The 17,853-nt window shown below is 59.9% G+C and carries 17 protein-coding genes; 13 read left to right on the plus strand and 4 right to left on the minus strand.

Annotated features, from left to right (window positions below; all coding sequences use genetic code 11):
* Positions 1-151 precede the first annotated feature (151 nt).
* The 3 genes from KIO76_RS25405 to KIO76_RS25415 all read right to left on the minus strand — a co-directional run bounded on the left by KIO76_RS25405 (position 152) and on the right by KIO76_RS25415 (position 3,127).
* Positions 152-1,087, minus strand: a complete 936-nt coding sequence (locus tag KIO76_RS25405; protein ID WP_249730039.1) for a phosphotransferase family protein — start codon at positions 1,085-1,087, stop codon at positions 152-154.
* Between the two features lie 77 nt (positions 1,088-1,164).
* Positions 1,165-2,382: an acyl-CoA dehydrogenase family protein gene (locus KIO76_RS25410; protein WP_213326358.1), complete on the minus strand. Its 1,218-nt coding sequence runs from the start codon at positions 2,380-2,382 to the stop codon at positions 1,165-1,167.
* 7 nt (positions 2,383-2,389) lie between these two features.
* On the minus strand, positions 2,390-3,127 hold the full coding sequence (locus tag KIO76_RS25415; protein WP_249730040.1) for an SDR family NAD(P)-dependent oxidoreductase: 738 nt from the start codon (positions 3,125-3,127) through the stop codon (positions 2,390-2,392).
* A gap of 121 nt (positions 3,128-3,248) precedes the next feature.
* Between KIO76_RS25415 and KIO76_RS25420 the strand changes: the two genes are divergently transcribed.
* The 4 genes from KIO76_RS25420 (at position 3,249) to KIO76_RS25435 (ending at position 6,306) form a co-directional block, all read left to right on the plus strand.
* Positions 3,249-3,944: a CoA transferase subunit A gene (locus KIO76_RS25420; protein WP_213327109.1), complete on the plus strand. Its 696-nt coding sequence runs from the start codon at positions 3,249-3,251 to the stop codon at positions 3,942-3,944.
* 13 nt (positions 3,945-3,957) lie between these two features.
* Positions 3,958-4,584: a 3-oxoacid CoA-transferase subunit B gene (locus tag KIO76_RS25425; RefSeq protein WP_213326360.1), complete on the plus strand. Its 627-nt coding sequence runs from the start codon at positions 3,958-3,960 to the stop codon at positions 4,582-4,584.
* A gap of 145 nt (positions 4,585-4,729) precedes the next feature.
* Positions 4,730-5,512: an IS5 family transposase gene (locus tag KIO76_RS25430; RefSeq protein ID WP_213320975.1), complete on the plus strand. Its 783-nt coding sequence runs from the start codon at positions 4,730-4,732 to the stop codon at positions 5,510-5,512.
* Between the two features lie 80 nt (positions 5,513-5,592).
* On the plus strand, positions 5,593-6,306 hold the full coding sequence (locus KIO76_RS25435; protein WP_213326361.1) for a FadR/GntR family transcriptional regulator: 714 nt from the start codon (positions 5,593-5,595) through the stop codon (positions 6,304-6,306).
* Positions 6,307-6,511: 205 nt separating this feature from the next.
* Here KIO76_RS25435 and KIO76_RS25440 read toward each other — a convergent pair whose 3' ends face one another.
* Complete coding sequence (locus KIO76_RS25440) at positions 6,512-7,267, minus strand: SDR family NAD(P)-dependent oxidoreductase (RefSeq protein WP_213326362.1); 756 nt, start codon at positions 7,265-7,267, stop codon at positions 6,512-6,514.
* 117 nt (positions 7,268-7,384) lie between these two features.
* Here KIO76_RS25440 and KIO76_RS25445 point away from each other — a divergent pair, with 117 nt between their 5' ends.
* The 9 genes from KIO76_RS25445 to KIO76_RS25485 all read left to right on the plus strand — a co-directional run bounded on the left by KIO76_RS25445 (position 7,385) and on the right by KIO76_RS25485 (position 17,790).
* Positions 7,385-8,191, plus strand: coding sequence for an NAD(P)-dependent oxidoreductase (locus KIO76_RS25445; protein WP_213326363.1), 807 nt, complete (start codon positions 7,385-7,387; stop codon positions 8,189-8,191).
* Between the two features lie 283 nt (positions 8,192-8,474).
* Positions 8,475-9,956: an FAD-dependent oxidoreductase gene (locus KIO76_RS25450; RefSeq protein WP_213326364.1), complete on the plus strand. Its 1,482-nt coding sequence runs from the start codon at positions 8,475-8,477 to the stop codon at positions 9,954-9,956.
* A gap of 401 nt (positions 9,957-10,357) precedes the next feature.
* On the plus strand, positions 10,358-11,509 hold the full coding sequence (locus KIO76_RS25455; protein ID WP_213326365.1) for an ABC transporter substrate-binding protein: 1,152 nt from the start codon (positions 10,358-10,360) through the stop codon (positions 11,507-11,509).
* A gap of 91 nt (positions 11,510-11,600) precedes the next feature.
* Positions 11,601-12,482 carry a branched-chain amino acid ABC transporter permease gene (locus tag KIO76_RS25460; protein ID WP_213326366.1) on the plus strand — a complete coding sequence of 294 codons (882 nt, stop codon included), beginning with the start codon at positions 11,601-11,603 and terminating at the stop codon, positions 12,480-12,482.
* Positions 12,479-13,366: a branched-chain amino acid ABC transporter permease gene (locus KIO76_RS25465; RefSeq protein ID WP_213326367.1), complete on the plus strand. Its 888-nt coding sequence runs from the start codon at positions 12,479-12,481 to the stop codon at positions 13,364-13,366. Before KIO76_RS25460 ends, KIO76_RS25465 begins: the two co-directional genes overlap by 4 nt.
* Complete coding sequence (locus KIO76_RS25470) at positions 13,363-14,181, plus strand: ABC transporter ATP-binding protein (RefSeq protein ID WP_213326368.1); 819 nt, start codon at positions 13,363-13,365, stop codon at positions 14,179-14,181. Before KIO76_RS25465 ends, KIO76_RS25470 begins: the two co-directional genes overlap by 4 nt.
* Complete coding sequence (locus tag KIO76_RS25475; RefSeq protein ID WP_213326369.1) at positions 14,168-14,866, plus strand: ABC transporter ATP-binding protein; 699 nt, start codon at positions 14,168-14,170, stop codon at positions 14,864-14,866. Before KIO76_RS25470 ends, KIO76_RS25475 begins: the two co-directional genes overlap by 14 nt.
* A gap of 58 nt (positions 14,867-14,924) precedes the next feature.
* Entirely contained in the window at positions 14,925-16,892 is a 1,968-nt protein-coding gene (locus KIO76_RS25480; RefSeq protein ID WP_213326370.1) for an oxidoreductase, read from the plus strand.
* Positions 16,893-17,001: 109 nt separating this feature from the next.
* On the plus strand, positions 17,002-17,790 hold the full coding sequence (locus KIO76_RS25485) for an HpcH/HpaI aldolase family protein (RefSeq protein WP_213326371.1): 789 nt from the start codon (positions 17,002-17,004) through the stop codon (positions 17,788-17,790).
* Positions 17,791-17,853: the final 63 nt, after the last annotated feature.

Here is a 17,853-nt window from a genome sequence, read left to right on the forward strand (position 1 = left end):
CGAACGGCCGGGGGGTGCGGGTCGTAATGACCCGGGCACGCCTCCCGGATTCATTGCCGCACGACACTCGAGAGCTGCGGTGCTGCGCCGTGCTAGGCAGCGCGTGTGGCCGGCTGACCAAACACAATTTGAGCCGTCGCGTTCCTATCTCTTATTCGCCGTTCATCGCCGCAAGACCGCGAACCGCCAGCCTGTGGGCCAGCGGCCCGAAGCGCCTAGCTCCGGGATCTGAGGCATTTCCGGCTGCGGCGCGATCGGCGATGCCGACGAAAATCACGGCAAAGCGAAAAAGGGCAAATCCGATATGGAAAGGCCGCAGTTCTCCAGCTTCTGTATTCAACTTTCGATAGGTTGCGACGAATTCGTCCTCGGTGGGGATCCCCAATGCGTGGTGACCGAGAATCCCACCGTATTCTTCCGGCGCAGTGTGCCAGGGCATACAGCAGAAGCCGAGGTCTGCGAGGGGGTGCCCGAGCGTGGACAATTCCCAATCGAGCACAGCGATGACGCGGGGCTCGGTCGGATGGAACAACATATTGCCCAATCTGAAATCGCCGTGAGCAATGGCGAGTCCACCATCGTCCGGCGGCATTGCAGCCGCCAACAGCGCGGCTAAGTCGTGCAGGATTGGCTCGCGCGGACCCGTCGATTGCTCAAGCTGCTGGGTCCAGCGCTTGAGCTGTCTTGCAAAGTAATTGCCGCGGGGCCCGAAATCTCCGAGGCCGACATCGTCTGGTCTGACTCGATGAAGTTTCGAGAGTGCGTCGGCCATCGAGAGATAGATCTGGCGGCGATCTGGCGGCGAGAGATCGGGTAGCGTGCATTCGGAAAAGACCCGTCCCTCGACGAACTCCATTAAATAGAAGCCCGTTCCCAGCAGCTCGGCGTCATCATGAAAAAGCAACGGCGTCGGAACGGGCACGTTCGTCTTCTTCAGCGCGCTCATGACCCGAAATTCCCGATCGATCGCATGGGCGCCGCGCAGGATTGGCCCATTCGGCTGCTTGCGGAGCACCATCCGCCGCCCGCCATGTTCCACGACATAGGTTGGATTGGATTGCCCGCCGCTGATGCGGGTCAAATTCATGTCTCCCGTTCCAAAGGTCTGGTTGAGAAAATCGTGGAGCCTGGTTGGATCGAAATCGGGAGAGGCCGGAGACACCATCAGAAGTCCTTCTCCCCTGCGACGTTCCATTTCCAGAATTGCCGCCCATCGGCCAGGAAGTTGCGGCTGAGGATCATTTGATGAACCTCATCAGCGCCATCGACCAGCCGCGCTTGCCGCGCGTAGCGATAGATCCATTCGGCGACTGTTTCCTTGGAGTATCCGCGTGCACCATTGATCTGGATCGCAGTGTCCGCGGCCCGGTGCAGCAGGTTCGCCACGTGGACCTTCGCGATGGAGACCTCCTTCTGCGCGAATTCGCCTTGATCAAGTGTCCACGCCGCTTTCATCACGAGGAGGCGTCCGATCTCAATGTCACTGCAGAGCGCGCCGATCATCATCTGGACGCTTTCGCGGTCCATCAATCTTATGCCGAAACCATGCCGCCGTTCGGCGTAGTCGGTCGCTATCTCGACGCAACGCTTGGCAAGGCCCAGCCACCGCATGCAATGCGTCAGCCGCGCGACCCCGAGGCGCGTCTGCACCACCTTCAGGCCGCGCCCTTCGGCGAGCAATACGTTCCTTTTAGGGATCCTGAGACCGTCGAACTCAAGCTCACAATGCCCGCCATGCTCTTCCGGGCCCATGATCGGGATTCTCCGGAGAATACGCCAACCCGGATCATCGCGATGAAACAGAAAGCATGTGTGGCCGCGGCGCGGGTCATCTGATGTACGGGCAAGGAGAAGGAAATGTTCGGCCTCCTCCGCTCCCGTGATGAACCACTTTCTTCCGCGTACCACGTAGTCATCGCCGTCGCGCGCTGCTGTTGTCAGCATCATGCCAGGATCTGATCCGCCACCTGGATGAGGCTCAGTCATGGCAAAGGCAGATCGCACGCGGCCATCAACAAGGGGCTTTAGCCACCATTCCTTCTGCTCATCCGATCCCAGCGCCTCGACCACCATCATGTTGCCGTCGTCGGGAGCAGCTGAATTGAAGATCACCGGCCCGAAGATCGAGCGGTTCATCTCCTCGTAGCAGACTGCCATGCCAACCCTGCTCAGTCCCCGGCCGCCGGTTTCCTGCTTCAGTTGCAGGCACCATAGACCCTCATCCCTCGCCCGGGCGCGCAGCTGTGTCAGGAGGGGAAGAGAAATGTTCTCATGGTCATCATAGGCGTCAGGGTCAGCCTCGAGCGGAAGGACATGCGTCTCGATGAACTGCGCGATTTGCGCGCGGAGCCGCTCGAGGTCGGGTGAGATGCTGAAATCCATGACGTCCTCAGAGGCTCGACACCAGATGACCACCGTCGACGGCGAGAATGGAGCCGGTCATATAAGCGGCACCATCGGAGCAGAGCAGTCTCAGGGGCGCCTCAAGATCAGCAAGCGTGCCAAGCCTGCGCTGTGGAATACGCTTCACGAGGGCCTGCCCCGCGTCGCTCGCAAAGAACTCCGCATTCAGCGGCGTTTCGATATAGCCAGGACACAGCGCGTTGACGCGAATGCCGTAACGCGCCCACTCGAGCGCGAGCGCTTTCGTCAATTGAATGACGGCGGCTTTCGACGCGGTGTAGGCGGCGACGTGTCCAGCCACGCGCAGACCAAGGATTGAACCAATATTGATGATGGCGCCACCGCCTGCGTCACGCATCCGCTGCGCGGCGGCCTGGGCCACATAGAATACGCCCTTGATATTCGTGTCGATGACAGCGTCGAAGTCAGGCACTCCAGTACTGATGGCCGGCCCTCCGCGACTCACCCCGGCATTGTTGACGACAACGTCCAGCCCCCGGGGTATGGCTGCCATACATGTGCTGACGTTGTCGGCGTTGGTCACATCGAGCTCGACAGCTTGTGCCATGCCGCCGGCCAACACGATCTCTTCGACGATCGCCTCGAGTTTGTCACGGCGGCGGGCGCCAAGGATGACGCTGTGACCGTCCTTTGCGAGACACCGCGCGAAATGCGCCCCGAGTCCGCTCGACGCGCCTGTTATCAGGATTGTCTTGGGTCTCAAATACGCCTCCTCCACCGGCCCATCCAGCCACGCTTGTCGACGAAAAAACAAACCGGTTGTCCGACAATCCGTTTATAGGATATAAATGTCAAGCAACATCGAACAACGAACGGGAGGGCTAATGGATAAGATATTCGGGTCTGCCCCAGAGGCTCTGGATGGCCTCTTGAAAGACGGCATGGTGATTGCCGCAGGCGGCTTCGGGCTGTGCGGGATACCGGAACTCCTGATACAGGCTATTCGCGTGTCCGGTGTGAAGGAGTTGACGCTGGTGTCCAACAATTGCGGCGTCGATGACTTTGGGCTGGGTATTCTTCTACAGACAAAGCAGATCAGGAAAATGATCTCCTCCTATGTAGGCGAGAACGCAGAGTTCATGCGGCAGTATCTCGCGGGAGAGCTTGAGATTGAATTCAACCCACAAGGTACACTTGCCGAACGAATGCGCGCCGGCGGCGCTGGAATCGCGGGCTTCTACACCAGAACGGGTGTTGGCACTATGATCGCCGAAGGTAAGGAGCACAAGGACTTCGACGGTGAGACTTATATTCTCGAGCGCGGTATCGTTGCTGAGCTTTCAATCATCAAGGCTTGGAAGGCCGACCCGACGGGCAATCTGATCTTTCGGAAGACCGCGCAGAACTTCAACCCCCCGGCGGCCAAATGCGGACGGACATGTGTCGCAGAAGTGGAGGAGCTTGTTGCGGTCGGCGAGCTCGATCCGGATCGGATAGACCTTCCTGGGATCTACGTGCACCGCGTCATTCAAGGAACTCACGAAAAGCGCATAGAACAGCGGACTGTAAGGCCGAATTGAAGCGGGAAAGACAATGCCCTGGGATCGTGACCAAATGGCGCGGCGAGCGGCCGCGGAGCTGCGCGACGGAATGTATGTCAACCTTGGCATCGGTATTCCGACCCGCGTATCGAACTTCATTCCCGAGGGGATGACGGTAACATTGCACTCCGAGAACGGCATGCTCGGTGCTGGCCCGTTCCCATCGGAGAATGAGGTTGATGCCGACCTGATCAATGCCGGCAAACAGACGGTGACGGCATTGCCTCATGCTGCGTTCTTCGACAGCGCAGAGAGCTTCGCCATGATCCGCGGCGGCAAGATTGCCATGGCCATCCTCGGTGCGATGGAGGTGTCGGAGACTGGAGACCTCGCCAACTGGATGGTGCCCGGAAAGCTCGTAAAGGGCATGGGAGGGGCGATGGACTTGGTGGCCGGCGTCAAGCGCGTCGTCGTTGTGATGGACCACACCAACAAGGCGGGCCAGTCAAAGGTCCTGAAGAAGTGCAGCCTTCCATTGACAGGGCAAGGTGTGGTGGATCGGATCGTCACCAATCTTGGCGTGCTGGACGTGGTCGAGGGTGGCTTGCAAATCGTGGAGCTAGCGGATGGCGTAACCAACGCTCAACTGCGCGCGGCAACGGAGGCGCAGATCGTATAGGTTGGCAAATCCGCTTGGTTGTGATGATAACGGTAGGCCCGGTCTGAATGCGTGTGCGTAAGTGGGAGTAAGTAGTCATGGTAAGAGGGCGTTTGGAAATTAAGGATTGCGGTGTTCCTTGCCGTCCGTTGAACGGAGGCAAGGGATGGGCGGTAGCCAGTACGTATCGAACGTGACGGATGAACAATGGTCGATTGTTGAGCCGCTACTGCCGAAAGCGAGCCGGCGCGGCCGACGACGACGGATCAGTCTTCGTGCCGTCCTGGACGCGATCTTCTATCTGCTGCGTACCGGCTGCCAATGGCGCCAACTGCCGAGAGATTTCCCTGCCTGGAACACGGTCTACTGGTACTTTCGGTCATGGCAGCGAACCGGCATCTGGGTTTGTCTGCAACGTGAACTCTACCGGCTTACCCGACTTCGGGCCGGTCGCGCGGAATGTCCGACCGTCGTGATCATGGATGGACAGTCGGTCAAGACCACCGAGGTCGGCGGAACCCGCGGTTTTGACGCCTTCAAGCGGGTGAAGGGCAGAAAGCGTCACATTCTGGTCGACACGCTCGGCCTGCCGATCGCCAACCGCGTCGAAGCTGCCGATGTTTCGGATCGGCGCGCCGGTGCCTTGCTGACAAACGGATTGCGCGCGCTCTTTCCGGCGATCACCACCATCATCGCCGACGCGGGTCATGAGAGCAAGAAACTCTCCCGCGCGCTGGCAGAACAGCAAGGTTGGCGGCTGCAGATCGTCAAGCGTCGTCAGCGCGCCTTCAAGATCACGGGCTTGACTTGGATCGTCGAGCGCAGCTTCGCCTGGCTCGGTCGCAATCGTCGGCTTAGCAAGGACTATGAGTACCGTGTACAGACGTCAGAGACGATGATCGACATCGCAGCAGCCCGCCTCATGCTCAACCGGCTCGCTCAAGGTTAATTTCCAAACGCCCTCTAAGCTTCCCACGGGGAAAGACCGCTGTCCTGCCCCAGCTGGATACAGCGCCGGGCTACCGCCGCGTGGCTGATCTCATTGAGGCTGAGATTGTCGAAGGGCGCCTGAAGGCCGGCGATTTTTTACCCACGGAGGGCGATCTCTCGGAGCAGCTCGGTGTTCACCGGTCCACGGTCCGCGAGGGCATAAGATCTCTGGAGAACTCAGGATTGGTTCGCCGTGCCGGTGGAAAGCGGCTGATCGTCTCCATTCCAGATGCGAATTCTGTCGCATGGGCTAACACCCGCGCACTTGGCCTAAAACAGGTCAGCTTCAATGAGCTCTGGGAAACGCAGATGGAGCTTGAGCCATTCTGCGCCAGGTTGGCTGCCCAGCGCATGACACCAGACCTCGAGCTGGCGCTGCAGCGTAACGTTGAACGGTTGAGCGATCAGATCAATGATGATGCGGCAGTCATTCAAAGCGATATCGAGTTCCATCGCCTTGTTGCGGAAGCTGCGGCTAACGGGGCTATATCCCTTGTCACGGCACCGATAAGTCTCCTGTTGTTCTCGGCAACGATAAAACTTTATCAGACTGTTCCTGCGGCACGACATAGGCTTCTCAAGGCACATCAGCAAATCCTGGCCTCGCTCGTTCAAAAGGATGTTGCTCTCGCAGAGACCTGGATGAAGCGCCATATCCTCGACTTCAAGCGCGGGTATGAGGTGGCGGGCTTTGATTGCAATGCACCGATTGCTCTCCAGCCGCAGGCTTTCAGAAACATGAAGTACGATTGAGGGCTGACTGTCGCGGAACACCTGCCGAGGAGGATCGGCGGAGGCGGCAGATCGATGCCCCCGCAGACCGTCATAGGAGGGAAGGGGCCTGCTACAAGGCATCCAGCGTCGAGCCGAGCTGCCAGGCAACCAATCTCGGTCGTCAAAACGTCGACGTCACGGAAGAAATGCAGAGTGAAGGAAAGGTTTTTTTTAACTGGGTTGCTCACACCGCCAATCTGATCTGCCCGCCATCAACGGGAATAGTGGCGCCAGTGATGTAGCCAGCGAGATCGGAGGCCAGAAAAACCACCATAGCGGCAATATCGTCAGGCTCGCCAAAATGCCCAGCGGCGATATTCGCGGCTATGTATTCTGCCCGCAACCTCTCATCGGGATGCAAAACTTTCCGGACCTGCACGCTGTCGATGCGTCCGGGGGCTACGCAATTCACAGTTACGCCGCGCGCGGCGACCTCGAAGGCCAGTGATTTGGCCCAGCTCTGTAAGGCGGCCTTCGCGGGCGACGATGCATTCATTGCCCGTGCCATCGTACCACCGGTGATGTTTATGACACGGCCCCAACCCTTTGCCAGCATGTCCGGCAGGAACTCCGTAGTGATCAGCCGCGCTTGCGCGAAGTTGAGGTAGAAGCTTTCTTCCCACACGGCAGGGCCGGCGAAAATGTCGCAGGGTCGCGACCCCCCTGCGTTGTTCACGATAATTTCTGCTGGACCGACTTCAGTGCGAAGCCACTGAATCGTCCTCTCGACGCCGGCGGATGTCGCAAGATCCGCCGAGCACGCGACGGCGCCCGTATCGCGCAAGACCGGGAGATTTAGACATTCGTTGAGAGCGGTCCTGTCTCGTCCCACGATCGCAACCCGGCAGCCAACTCCGGCGAGCGCGAGAGCGATACCTTTGCCAATGCCCTGGCTACCTCCAGTGACCAGGGCGAGCTTCCCCTCAATTCCTGTATCCATGTCAGGTCCGCTTGAATTCATCGTTGTGCTCTCACGATGTGATCGCTAACATTAACTGTCAATCGAAATCGTTTTGCGCGTTCGCACCCCTTTGGAACGGGCGACAGGAAAGACAATATGGATACTTACGACGCGCTCATCCTCGGGCTGGGTCGGATGGGCCTGCCCATGGCCGGACACATGCGCAAGGCCGGTCTTTCGGTTAAAGGGTACGATCCTCATCCCGGTCGCATGCATCTGCTGGCGCAGTCAGGCGGTGAGGTCGTCGAGGATCTTGCCACCGCTATCGCGGCCGCCGATGCGGTGCTGGTGATGGTCGGTTCGGAGAAGCAGGTCACGGATCTGTTCGATAGCCCCGATGGATTGATCGCTCATGCTCGCCCAGGAACACTCGTTCTCGTTATCTCAACGGTCTCGCCGAAATTCGTCCAGGCGCTCGGCGCGCGCGCGGCCGAAAGGGGTATAAGAGTGGTGGATGCACCGGTTTGCCGTGCCGAGATGGGAGCGATCGCCGGCACACTCCTGACGTTATTGTCGGGGCCGCCGGCGGATTGCGCGGACGCCGAGCTGTTGATGCGGCCGTTCTCTGCGGACATCGAGCATGTCGGTGAGCGCCTCGGTGCAGCCCAGGTCGCCAAGACCGTCAACAACATGATCTTGTGGGCGGCGGTCACGGCGAACTATGAAGGCTTCATGCTAGCGGAAAAATGGGGGTTGAATATTGCCGCGCTACGGCGAGCGTTGACCACGTCGAGCGCCGATAACTGGAGCCTCAGACATTGGGATAGGGTGGGTGAAATGCCATGGTCCCTCAAGGACATGGAGATTGCTCTTGCGACCGGCGAGGAACTCGGCGTCGCAATGCCTGTCAGCGAGACGGTGAGCGAGGAATTGCGGAAGCTCCCGCTGTTGAGCCACGCATGATCATCGCCCGGTTGGTTGCTTGGCTATGCTCTTCTCCGCCGAGGACGTTGGAATTCCAGCCTTCGAGGAGCGCACGAGAGGCGCCGCCAGATTTTTAAGATTTCGGCCCGATGGGATGCCGATTGCGACGCTAAGTGGGCATTTCATCATGAACATCGACTTTTCTGCGGTGTCATGCAGTTGACCGATGTTCCCTGCGACAGAAACGAGCCGCGGTTCGCCGCTGCTGCAACGAGCAAACGTCCCCCATTCGCGACTCTGCCGGGGACCGAGGGAGGTTGGATTGATCCCAAAACACGAGTACGACGTGGTCGTCGTTGGCCACGGTATAGCCGGAATGTCAGCGGCGGTTTCGGCGGCCGAGCAGGGCGCGCGTGTTTGCGTGCTCGAGCGAGCCCCGGAGGAGGAAAGCGGAGGCTGCACGCGCAACACCGAAGCCTATATGCGTCTCAAGAATGAGAACGAGCTCTCGGACGATTTCGAGGAGGAGATGGCGGCGGTGGCGAGCGCCAATCCCGATCCGCATATGATCTCCGAGATGGCCGGACCCGAGGGGCAGTGGCCGAGCGTGATACGCGCCATGAACGTTACCGATCCGAGCTACCTCGACACCTTTGCATCGCGCGCGGTGCCGACGATACAATGGCTCAAGTCGATGGGTGTGCGTTTCCTCGAGACCAACCTTCCGCAGATCACCCTGCGCAATCAGCCGATGATAGCGCCGAGCGGCGGCGGTCACGCGCTTCTCGTCGCGCTGCTCGAGAAGGCACGCGAGGCTGGTGTCACCTTTCACTACGAGACCACAGCCACCGGTCTTATCCAGGACGATGCTGGCGCGGTCGTCGGGGTCAAAGCGGTCATGCGCCAGAACCGTCGCGTCGATTTCCGAGCGAAAGCCGTTGTGCTCGCCAGCGGCGGGTTCGAGGGCAGCCCGGAGATGCTGGCCCGCTACATCGGTCCGGGGAGCATCAACATCCGGCCCGTCGCGCGCGGAGCACACTATAATCGCGGTGAAGGCATCCGGATGGCGCTTGAGATCGGTGCTGCCCCGGCAGGAGACTATGGCTCATACCACTCGACGCCAGTCGACCTTCGTTCAGGGCGTCAGGAAGCGAAGGTCCTGATCTTCGCCTATGGTGTCGTAGTCAACAAATATGGGCAGCGCTTCGCGGACGAAGGACAGGGGGCGGACTACACCAATTTCGACCGAATTTGCTGGGCGATTCAGAAGCAGCCCGATGGCGTCGGCTACGCGATCTATGACTCAAGCATAGAAGATGTCCCGAACTACAAAAACGCAATTTATTCCGACCTTCCACCAGTGAAGGCCAATACCATCGGGGAGCTTGCGGCAAAACTGGGCATTCCCGTAAAGCAGGTCGAGGAGACAATTGCGACATACAACGCGGCTTGCCCGCAGATTGTGGGATTTGATCCCTCAGTTGCCGACGGGTTATCGACCAAGGGCCTCGTGCCACCCAAGTCGAACTGGTCCCGTCCCATCGGCAAAGCTCCCTTTTTCGCTTACCCCTTGATACCGTCCGGAATTATCACCTTTGGCGGCATTAAGACGGATGCTGAAGGGCAGGTGCTGAACGCCGATGGGGATCGGATTCCAGGCCTCCTGGCGGCAGGCGCCCTGGTGGGGGTCTATCACCGGAGATATCCGGCCGCGACATCCGTACTGCGCGGCGCAACATTCGGCCGCATCGCTGGAACGAATGCCGCACGCGTGCGTCACAACGAGCCGGTGACAGCGGACTAGCAGCCGAGGCCAATCAAGAAAACATCGAGGCGGGCGCTGCATGTCGCAATACCGCGGCACTGTTCGCAAGCCTCGAACTGCTGAAGTAGCGTGCGGACTGCGGCCGTCCTGCGGGGGCGTCATCGCCCCAATAGGCGTTTGACGCGCTCGCCGCAGACGGATGGCGGTACCGTCAAGATTATTGGAAGACGGGAAGTTCCCCGGCGGCCTAAGAATGGCTGCGGGTAGTCCGTCCCTAAAGAGACGATCAGCAAACGCCGGTCAACTGGTGGTCTGACCGCAGTAAAAATTATCTTCTTCGTAGTTTTTGACTTCACAGCGCCTGCAGGCTGCGCTATTTGTTAGCGATAACATAAAAGGCGACCGAAGCGCGCCAGGATCCAGTCGGGAGGAGGTTTCAGATGGGCATGAATCAAGGAATCGCGGCGTGGTTTCGCATGGCGGTGCTCGCAGGAGCTACTGCAAGCGCAATCGGTGCGTCCCCAGCGGCGGCGGAAGAGATCAAGATCGGCGTTCCGCTCTCCCTTACAGGCCCCGTTGCCTTTGCAGGCGTCAAGATGAGAGACGCCATGGAGATCGCTTTCGAGCATGTCGAGAAAAGCGGCATGCTCGGTGACCTGAAGCTGGTGCCGATCTACATGGATGACCAGTCCAGTCAGCCGACCGGCATCAGTATCACGCAGCAGCTTGCGCTTCGTAACCGAGTCTCGGCGATCGTCGGCTACACCGCCAGCAACATCTGCCAGGCCGCGCTTCCGGTGGCCCAGGAACTAAAAGTGCCGACCCTGAACGGGGACTGCGTTGTCGATGGTCTCGGCAAAATAGGCAACTATGTCTACAATACGGTCCGCCCTTCAGATAGCTTCCTGGAACAACTTGTCGCCAAGATCGCCGCCGGCGGTAAGTTCAAGACTGGCGCAGTTCTTTACCAGCGCGAGAACCCGCTGTTCGCCAACCTCGCACCAGTCGTGACAGCGGCCTTCAAAAAGGCCGGTATCAAGGTGGTGGCGACCGAGGCCGTCACATCGGGTGCAGACGCGGATTTTTCCGCACAGCTGACCAACATCGCCGGCACGAAGCCGGACGTTCTCGCGATCCTGCTGCTCGGCGGACAGACCGGCCCGGCTTTCGTGCAGGCGCGGCAGGCGGGCCTCACGGACACAGTCTTCATCGGGGTGCAGAATTTCGACTCCGACGAGGTGCGACGTGTCGCTGGCGCGGCCGCAAAGGGCGCGCTCTACCCTTCACAGTGGATCGCCGAGTCGCCCCTCGACAGCAATAAACAGTTCGTGGCTGAGTATCGCAAGCGCTTCAATCGCGAGCCCGATACCTTTAGCGCGAACGGATACAATTCCGTTCTGATGCTCGCCCAGATCATCAAGAAGGCCGGTAGCGGTGATCGCGAGAAAATTCGCGAAGCGATAGAGACGATTGGTGAAATGGATACGATATTCGGCACCAACGGCAAGACGCATTTCGAGGATCGACTGGTCGCGCTAACACCGTTCTTCTTTGAAATGCAGGCTGACGGAAGCGTCAAGTTGCTGGATTGATCGCTCGTTTCACGCGTACGAAATCACGCCGCGTCGCGGCGTCGCGGCTTCCTGACCCCTCCTTCACTTTGAACCGAGAGACGAGTGCAAGATGCTGCTTCAGCAACTTCTCAACGGGATCGTAGCGGGGTCGGTGTATGCCCTCTTCGCACTCGGCTTCAACATGGTGCTGGGCGCGCTGAACATCCTCAACGTCGCACAAGGCGCGATCTTTGCGATGAGCGCCTTTGTCTCCTTCTATGCGATGAAGCTCTACGCGGTGCCCTTCGTGCTCGCGTTGCTGCTTGCGGTCCTCGCCGGCGGGCTGATCAACATGCTGCTGGAAGCGATCATTTTCAGGCCCCTGCGCGCCCGCGGTGGCTCGCCCATGTCAACGCTTGTGGCGAGCATCGGCGCATCGATGGTGTTGCTATCGGTGACGCAGAAGCTTTCCGGCGCACAGGTCGAGCGCTTTCCGTCGAATAGCCTGCCGGGCGCACAATGGATCATCGGTGACCTTCGCGTGACGTTCATCCAACTCCTCGTCCTGGCTACGACGGTGTGCGTGCTGATCGGTTGCTATGTCCTTCTCAACAGAACGAAGCTTGGCAAGGCCATCCGTACCATGGCGTTCAACGAGCGCATCGCACGCATGCTGGGGATCCCGACTGCGGGTGTCGCCCGCTGGACGTTCTTCATTTCCGGAGGGCTCGGAGGGCTGGCAGGCGTGCTCCTCGGGTTGATGTTCAACTCGGTGCACTTCCTGATGGGTGAACCGTATGTGCTGAAGGGGTTCGCTGCTATCGTCATCGGCGGTTTCGGCAGCGTTGTGGGCGTTGTCGTGGCAAGCATGCTCATAGGCCTATCCGAGGTCTTCAGCATCATGATTGGGATTGGCGCGTTCAGAGACGTCGTAATCTTCGGGATACTTTTCTGCTTCCTCATTCTAAGGCCCAACGGCATGTTCGGGCGCGACGAGGAGGCTCGACCATGAGTCTGGAGGAGTTCTCCTACTGGTTGATCGTTTACAACCACGCGATCGTCACAGCGCTCATCAATGCTGTCACCGCGCTCAGTATCTACTTCTCGCTACGCGCCGGTATCTTCAACCTGTCCGCAGTGGGCTTCATGGCAATTGGCGCCTACACAGCCGGCATCCTCAGCACACGCTTCGGCCTTCCGTCCGTGGTTGGTATCACCGCAGGCATCGCACTTGCGCTCGTGCTCGGAGCCGTTCTTGTCTATCCGGTCCTCAAGCTGCGCGGACACTACTTGGCCATTGCGACGCTGAGCTTTGCGGCGATCGTGCAGGCGATGGCGATGAATCTTGACAGCTTGACCAACGGCCCGTCCGGCCTATTGGGCGTCCCGGCTACTGTCAGGGCCTGGCATGTCGTTATCGTGCTCGCGGTTCTGCTCTATATTGCCTGCACGCTTCAGAAATCCCGGACCGGCCGCGCCTGGGACGCCATCCGCACGGACGTTTCTGCCGCGCGTGCAATGGGGATCGACGTTGAGGCTTACAGGCTCAAGGCGTTTCTGATCAGCACGGCAGTTGCCGCGCTCGCTGGCGGCCTGTGGGCGCATGTGAACCGCGTCGTGGTTCCCTTCGAGTTCGGTTTCGTTCAGCTTACCATGGCGCTTGTGAACACCTTGCTGGGAGGCATTTCGACACCGTTCGGCCCGGTTCTCGGGGCTCTTGTCGTCACCTCGATGCCGGACTGGCTGGCAGGCTTCGCCGAGTACCGGGAAATGATCATCGGAGCGCTCTTGGTGGTGATCGTTGTTTACCTGCCGAACGGGTTGATCGATCCCTTGGTCCTGCTTGGTCGGCGCATTGGCCTCAGTCGCGGCGCCGCAGCAGGGGGCACCCGATGAGTGCGGCGTTCAACGTGGCTCTCGAAGGCCCAGCGACCGTCGCAGCGGAACTCGAAGTGGCTGGCATCAGCAAGCACTTTGGCGGCATTCGTGCGCTTTCCGACGTCTCCTTCATGGTGCCTCGGGGCAGGGTCGTGGGGCTGATCGGGCCCAATGGCGCAGGCAAGACGACCTTGCTCAACGTCATAAGCGCCCTCTCGAAGCCAACATCCGGCCGGGTTTTCATCGCTGGCCGCGATGTCACGGATTGGCCAGCCCATCGCATCGCCGCGGACGGCCGAATCAGCCGCACATTCCAGAATATTCGCATGTTCCAGGGCATGACGGTTTTTGAGAACGTGTTGACGGGCTGCCACGCCGGTCTCCAGTTCGGGCTGGCGGCTACTTTGCTTCGTCTGCCGTTGGCGCGGAAGATGGAAGAGGAGGCACGTGATCGTACAAGCGACATCATCAGGTCCCTCCACCTCGGCCAATACGCGGACCGGGAGGGCGGTGAACTGTCCTACGGCATTCAGCGCAGAGTTGAGATCGCCCGCGCACTCGTCAGCAATCCGCGCTTGCTGCTGCTCGATGAGCCGACGGCTGGCATGACACCGCGCGAGACGAATGAGGTAAAGGAGCTCATTCAGTCTCTGCGAGAGCAAGAGCTCGCCATGATCGTGATTGAGCACAAGGCCGGCTTCATCATGAGCATCTCCGATAAGGTCGTGGTGCTCAACTTCGGCAACGTCATCGCTGACGGCGCACCTGCCGACGTGCGCCAAGATACGAAGGTTATTGAAGCCTATTTGGGGGCAGCCGATGAGCATGCTTGAGGTCGAGAACCTTTGCGTTAGCTACGGCATGATAAAGGCGGTCCAGAGCGTATCCTTTAACGTGACTGAAGGCGAGATCGTCTCGTTGATCGGCTCTAACGGGGCAGGAAAATCGAGCACGTTGCTGGCGCTGTGCGGCTTGCTGGCTTCCACGGGCTCGATCCGCTTCAATGGCAAAAACATTGGTGGCCAGCCACCGCATCGGATCGTGCGTGGCGGCATGATCCTTGTTCCCGAGGGGAGGGGCACGATCGGAACATTGACGGTCGCTGAAAACCTCGAGATGGGGGCTTATACACGTGATGGCGGCTGGCGATCCGAGATGAGCGGGATCTACGACCGCTTCCCGGTGCTTTACGAGCGCCGGGGCGTGATGGCCCAGAGCATGAGCGGCGGCGAGCAGCAGATGCTCGCGCTGGCCCGCGCGCTGTTGGCGCGGCCACGTTTGATGTTGCTGGACGAGCCGAGCATGGGGCTTGCCCCGTTGATGGTGGCGCGCGTTTTCGAGCTTATCCAGGAACTGAACAACGAGGGAACCACAATATTGCTCGTGGAGCAGAACGCCAAGGCGGCGCTGCGCATATCCAGTCGTGCCTATGTGCTCGATAGCGGACGAAAGATTGCCGAGGGCGACGCCGCCGTGCTTGCAACCGACAGGCGGATCAATGAGGCTTATCTGTCCTGATCAACGTATCGGACTGTGTGACGGCGCGGGATCGTTTCAAAATTGACGGGAGCAGGCTGTGAGCCGCTACAAACATGTGTTCGAGCCAATGATGCTGGGAACCTGTGAGGTTCCGAACCGGCTCTTCATCCCGGCGTTGACAACGAACATGGGTGACCACAATCTGCCCAGCAAGCAGCTTGCCGAATACTATGAGGCGCGGGCTAGGGGAGGCGTCGGCACGATCTTCATGGAGGGGATCCGGCCCAGCCGCTCGGCCCTCGCGCGGCCACCACAGCTCGCCGGCTTCCTCGATGACAGTGATGAGGCGTTCAGAATGTGCGCCGACGTCGTTCATCGCCACGGCGCGCGGTTGTTCGCCCAGATCGTTCACGTGGGGCGCCAGGGGGACGGCAACTGCTCGCGCACACCTGCCTGGGGCGCGTCGCCTGTTCCATGGTCAGGCACCGGAGCCGTGCCGCACGAGATGACCCATGCCGAGATCCGTTCTGTGATCGACGACCAGATAAAGGTCGTCCGCATGCTACGCGAGGCCGGCATAGATGGAGTCGAACTGCATGTCGGACACGGCCACCTGCTGCAGCAGTTCCTCTCACCTGCCTCTAATTTCCGCACTGACATCTATGGTGGAAGTGAGGAAAACCGTATGCGCTTCACGCTGGAGCTTATCGGTGCGGTGCGTGAGGAGATGGGAGCGGATTACCCAATCGGATTTCGGTATTCACTTCACGAATACATTGATGGCGGCCTCACGCCGGAGATTTCAATCCCAATCCTGGTGAAGTTCGTTGAGCGGCTAAAGGTCGATTTCGTCCATCTCAGCCAGTCAGCCTACCATGGCTCGCTTTCAGTCGCGACACTCGCGCCTGATATGAGCTTTCATGATGAGTACTTCCGTGAATTGACGGTCAAGGCGACTGCGGCGCTCCGCGCTCGCGGCTCTGCAATTCCTGTGCTGACGGTTGCGCGGTTCAGGGAGGTAGCGCAGGCGGAAGCGATGATCGCCGATGGTCATGCTGACATGGTGGGGATGGGCCGTGCTCTGCTCGCAGATCCCGAGATCGTGCGCAAGTCGCGCGAGGGTAGGGAGGAGGAAGTCGTCCCCTGTACGTCGTGCAATCAGGGGTGCCTCGGCCGTAACTGGACGGCACTCCCGATCACCTGCATGTCCAATCCGGCGGTCGGGAAAGAGGGAGTTTGGCCGGCGCCGGCCAGCCAGCCAGCTCAGCGCCGCAAGTCGGTGCTTGTGGTTGGCGGCGGCCCGGCCGGGCTTGAGGCGGCGCATGTCGCGGCCGCGCGTGGGCACAAGGTAAGCTTGTGGGAGGCGGGAAGCCAGCTTGGTGGCCAGCTTGCGATAGCTGCTCGCTTCGCCAGACGCGGTGACCACAGGCGCCTCGTGAACAGCCTGATCGCGCGCTGCGAACGCCAGGGCGTTGATATCAATCTTGATCGCCGTGCAACGCCTGATGCGATACGCCATCTCGGGGCGGATGAGATCGTCTTCGCCACCGGCTCGAATGTGCGGGCAAAGCCGTTGGCGGGTGCTGCCGGCGTGCTCTCGGTCGACGAGTTCGCAGAGAATTTCGATGCCGTCGGGCAGCGGGTGGCAGTGTTCGACACCACGGGTGGCTACACGATGATGGCGGTCGTAGAGCAACTGATGGCATCCGGCCGTGAGATTGCCCTCATCACGCCTGGCGGCGCGCCTGGTTGGGGCATCGTCCCCTACAGTCTTTACGGCCTCATGCACCGGTTCCGAGAGCATGCGGTGCGCATGCATCCGATGCGTAAGCTGGTGTCTTTCGACGCTGGTGATTTGCTGGTCGCAGATCCCATCTCCGGTCTTGTCGAGACCTGCGGCAAGTTCGACCATGTCATTGTCGTCGACAACAATGTGGCGCGCGACGAGCATCGCGCTTGGTTCGACGGCGAATCCATATCCCATCGTTCCATCGGCGACTGCCTTGCGCCGCGCTCAGCCATCGAGGCGGTCTACGAGGGCCACGAGGTGGCTCGGGCGTTGTAGGGACGTTGCCAGATCTGCGAGCAAGCCGGTCCCGCGGCTGATCATTGAATAATGTTATCGATAACTCAGACGCGCCGACTTATCGGCCATGCGGCAAACGGGGAAAAGAATGAAACAAAACCTCAAGGAAAAGCTGAGGAACGGCGAGCCGGTGTTCGGCACTTTTGCCTTCATGGCCAGTCCCGACATAGTGGAGATCATGGGATATGCTGGATTCGACTTCGTCATTATCGATCTAGAGCACTCGCCGAAGAACTGGAGCGACGTCGCCAATATGATCAGGGCTGCCGAATTGCGGGACATGGCAGCCCTCGTGCGGGTCCGTGAGAACGCGGACAAGTCGATCCTGGAAGTTCTAGAACTTGGGGCGGCAGGAATCGTGATCCCCTTCGTGCAGTCGGAAGACGATGTCCGCAAAGCGGTTAAGGCCATCAACTATGCTCCGAAAGGAGAGCGGGGAACCTGCACGTTAACTCGGGCAGCACATTACGGCGGCCTGCGCTCGGAATTTCTCGCGCATTGCATTCGCCAGAACGAGGAGCTCGTTATTGTCGGCCAGATTGAAGACCGCGCAGGTGTGGATCAGATCGACGCGATCGTGGGCTGCAATCCTGGGCTTGATGCACTGATCGTCGGGCGAGCTGATCTTGCGTCGTCCCTTGGTACTCCCGGACAAGTGGAGGCGCCGGGGGTGCTTGAGGCGACAGGCCGTATCGTGGAGGCGGCTCGACGCGGAGGCGTAGCGGCTGGGATCGGCATCTATTCGCCGCCCGAGGCAAGCCGTTGGATCGATGCCGGATGTAGCCTTTTCTTCTACTCGGCCGACACCACCCTTCTCCTGAATGCCGCGACATCGGCGAACAAGGACTTTCGGGAAACGGTCGCTCGGCGCGGCTGAGTGACCACGGACGCGGACATCCCTAGAGCAGGGCGTCCTCTACAACCATCGCCGCGAATTGGG

Source organism: Chelatococcus sp. YT9, assembly GCF_018398315.1.
Lineage (GTDB): Bacteria > Pseudomonadota > Alphaproteobacteria > Rhizobiales > Beijerinckiaceae > Chelatococcus.